Here is a 3223-nt window from a genome sequence, read left to right as displayed (position 1 = left end):
CCGCCCACCCACCTGCGGCTGCGGATGCTGACCACCCGTCCGCCGGTCACCGAACCGTCGGTGACGGCCGATCCGGCGCAGCAGGGCGCCGTCGAGGCGGAGCTGGCCCCGCACCGGGTGAAGATCGCCGAGGAGCTGCGGCAGCAGGAGTGAGCCGCCGTCAGGCCGCCGGGCCGGCCAGCAGCTCGCAGTCCTGGAAGTTCATGCAGCCGCAGGCCAGGCAGGCGGCGACGGCGTCGCGCAGCTGCTGGGTCCGGCGGATGAACAGGTCCAGCTCGGGGAGCTTGCGTTCGGCCAGTTCCCGCCACTGCCGGGTGGCGGGACGGTCCGGCTCACCCGCCAGCAGGCCACGGATCTCGGCCAGGGTGAACCCCGCCCGCTGCGCCATCCTGATCAGCGCCAGGCGGCGCAGCACGGCCGCCGGCCAGACCCGCCGCCCGCCCTCCCGGCGGGCGTCCGGCAGCAGGCCGAGGCTCTCGTAGTACCGCAGTGCGGAGGGCCGCAGGCCGGTCCGCCGTGCCAGTTCACCGATGCCCAGCTGTCGCACGGCACCTCCTCGCTCCGCCCGGGCGGCGCCCCGCCGGTTGACTTCAAGCGCGCTTGAACCGCTTGCCTGGCCGCATGATCTCAGCCCTGCTCCCGCGGCTGCTGCCGCGGGGATACCGTCCTGTGCTCGCCGACCGCCGGTTCGCCCGGCTGCTGACCGCGCTCGCCGTCTCCGACCTGGGGGACGGCATGAGCACGGTCGCGGTGGCCTGGCTCGCCGTCCACCTCGCGCCGCCCGGGGCGGCGGGCCCGCTGGTGGGGGCGGCGCTGGTCGCGTACGTGCTGCCGGGGGCCGTCGGCGGGGTGCTGCTGGGGCGCGTCATGCGCCCGCTGGCACCGGACCGGCTGATCCGGGCGGACGCCGCGCTGCGGGCGGTGCTGCTCGGCTGCGTACCGCTCGCCCAGGTCCTCGGCCTGCTGCACCCCGCGGTCCTCGTCGCGCTGCTGGCCTGCTCGTCGGTGCTGCACGCGTGGGGCAGCGGGGCGCGGTACGCGATGGTCGCCCGGCTGCTGCCGCCGGAGCACCGGCTGGCGGCCAACGCGCTGCTCTCCACCAGCACCTGGGTGTCCACCATCGCCGGGCCGGCCCTGGCCGGTCTGCTGGCCGGGTGCGCCGGACCGGCCTGGATCATCGGCCTGGACGCGGCCACCTTCGGGCTGCTGGCCGTCCGGGCCGGCCGCCCGGGGCCCGGCCCGGCGGCCCCGCAGGCCCCGGAACCCGCCGGCGGTGGGACGGGCGCGGGTCTGCGGGTGCTGCGGGCCCGGCCGGAACTGCTCGGGCTGATCGGGGTGACCTGGCTGTTCAACCTCTGCTGGGGGCCGGTGGAGGTCGCCCTGCCGCTGTACGTCGCCCAGGACCTGCGGGCAGGGTCCGATCTGCTCGGGCTGTACTGGGCGGTGTTCGGGGTCGGCGCGGTGGCGGGTTCGCTCACCGCCGGGGCGCTGCGCCGGCTGCCGCTGTGGCCGGTGGTGCTGGGCGTGCTGGCCGGGCACGGCGCCGCCATGCTGGCGTTCGGCCCGCAGGCCCCGGCCGTCGCCTCGCTGCTCGGCTTCGCCCTCGGCGGCGTGGTGTACGGCCCGTACAGCGCGCTGGTCGCCAACCTGTTCCAGGAGCGCACTCCGGGCCGCTGGCTGACCACCGTGCTGGCGCTGCGCGGGACGGTGCTCCTGACCGCGGCGCCGGCCGGGGCGGCGCTCGGCGGGGCGCTGGCCCCAGTGCTGGGGCCCCGGCAGATCCTGGTCGGCACCGGGCTGGCGATGGTCGCGGTGGCCGGCGCCGCCGCCCTGCTCCGGGCGCTGACCCGGGCCGCCCCGGCGGCGGCGCCGCTGCCTACCATCGAGTAGGGTCCAGCCACCCACCGACAGCGCGAGCAGGGAGCACCACCATGACCGACCTCCTGGCGGCCACCGCCCACCCCGCGCCCGAGGTGCTGGCGGCCTTCGAGGCGGCCACCGGGTTCATGCCGGCCGACGAGGGCCTCGCCCTGTACGCGGCGGCGGTGGCCGCGGCGGGCCGCACCGGGCTGCCGTTGCTGGAGATCGGCACCTACTGCGGGCGCTCGGCGATCCTGCTGGCGGACGCCGCCCGGCGGTGCGGCACGGTCGCCCTGACCGTGGACCACCACCGGGGTTCGGAGGAGCAACAGCCCGGCTGGGAGTACCACGACCCGACGCTGGTCGACCCCGAGGTCGGCCTGATGGACACCCTGCCGCTCTTCCGCCGCACCCTGCACCGGGCCGGGCTGGAGGAGCACGTGATCGCCCTGGTGGGCCGCTCACCGCAGCTGGCCGCGGTCTGGGGCGGTCCGCTCGCGCTGGTCTTCATCGACGGCGGGCACACCGACGAGCACGCCACCGGCGACTACGAGGGCTGGGTGCCGCACCTGGCGCCCGAGGGCCTGCTGGTGGTCCACGACGTCTTCCCGGACCCCGCCGACGGCGGCCAGGCCCCCTACCGGGTCTACCTGCGGGCGCTCGCCGAGGGCTTCAAGGAGGTCTCGGTGACCGGCTCGCTGCGGGTACTGCGCCGAACCGGGGCCTGACCGCGACGGACTGCGCCGGGTCCCTGCGCGAACGATCAGCGATGCTCTAACGTCGTCCGGGACGGCCGTCCCGCAGGGGTACCGCCGTGGCCCGGCGGCGCGGCCGCCGGGTAGCGTGTCGGCGGCAGCCGGAGGCCGGGGGCCGGCCGACGGCGCACCGGTGCCGCACGAGCCAGGGCCCCGCCACCGTGCCGGGTCCGACTGACAGGTGAGACAGGTCGTCGGGGGCGAGGGCAGGGGCATGACGGATCAGGAGAACACTCCGCCGGCGGTCTGGGATCCGACCGCGCGCGGCGGTGCGGGTGGCTGGGTGCGCCGCAGGACGGAACCGGGTGCCCCGGCGCAGCCGCCGGCCCCGCCGGCGGTGCCGTCCGGCTTCCCGTCCGGATTCGGGTCCGACGTCCGGCCCGGCTTCCCGCCGCAGCAGGCCCCGGCGGCGTTCCCCGCGCCCGGCGCCGACCCGTTCGGCGGCGAGCCGACCACCGTCCTGCCGCCGGTGACGGGCGCCGCGGACGCGCCGCCGCTGTTCCGCTCCCCGGCGCCGCCCTCCGGGCCGCCGACCGGCTTCCCCGAGCACGTGACACCCCACCCGGCGCCCCACCCGGGCGGGTACCCCGCCCCGCCGGGGCCCCCGC

Annotated in this window: 3 protein-coding genes and 1 pseudogene; 3 read left to right on the top strand and 1 reads right to left on the bottom strand. The window is 77.8% G+C overall.

The window, feature by feature from the left end; genetic code table 11:
• Positions 1-160: 160 nt before the first annotated feature.
• Positions 161-547: a MerR family transcriptional regulator gene (locus AA75_RS13670; RefSeq protein WP_033820244.1), complete on the bottom strand. Its 387-nt coding sequence runs from the start codon at positions 545-547 to the stop codon at positions 161-163.
• 74 nt (positions 548-621) lie between these two features.
• Between AA75_RS13670 and AA75_RS13665 the strand changes: the two genes are divergently transcribed.
• The 3 genes and pseudogenes from AA75_RS13665 to AA75_RS49265 form a co-directional block, all read left to right on the top strand.
• Complete coding sequence (locus tag AA75_RS13665) at positions 622-1890, top strand: MFS transporter (protein ID WP_051812290.1); 1269 nt, start codon at positions 622-624, stop codon at positions 1888-1890.
• 41 nt (positions 1891-1931) lie between these two features.
• Positions 1932-2588 (top strand): class I SAM-dependent methyltransferase, encoded by a 657-nt coding sequence (locus AA75_RS13660; protein WP_033820243.1) that lies wholly within the window; start codon positions 1932-1934, stop codon positions 2586-2588.
• A gap of 241 nt (positions 2589-2829) precedes the next feature.
• Positions 2830-3223, top strand: a pseudogene (locus AA75_RS49265) (hypothetical protein); the annotation flags it as partial.

Origin of the sequence: Kitasatospora sp. MBT63, assembly GCF_000710465.2 — a bacterium.
Lineage (GTDB): Bacteria > Actinomycetota > Actinomycetes > Streptomycetales > Streptomycetaceae > Kitasatospora.
This window is presented reverse-complemented; position numbering and strand designations above follow the sequence as displayed.

Excerpts from the sequence above, each read along its gene's own strand:
- AA75_RS13665 (WP_051812290.1), top strand. The coding sequence starts at position 622 with ATGATCTCAGCCCTGCTCCCGCGGCTGCTGCCGCGGGGATACCGTCCT.
- AA75_RS13660 (WP_033820243.1), top strand. The coding sequence starts at position 1,932 with ATGACCGACCTCCTGGCGGCCACCGCCCACCCCGCGCCCGAGGTGCTG.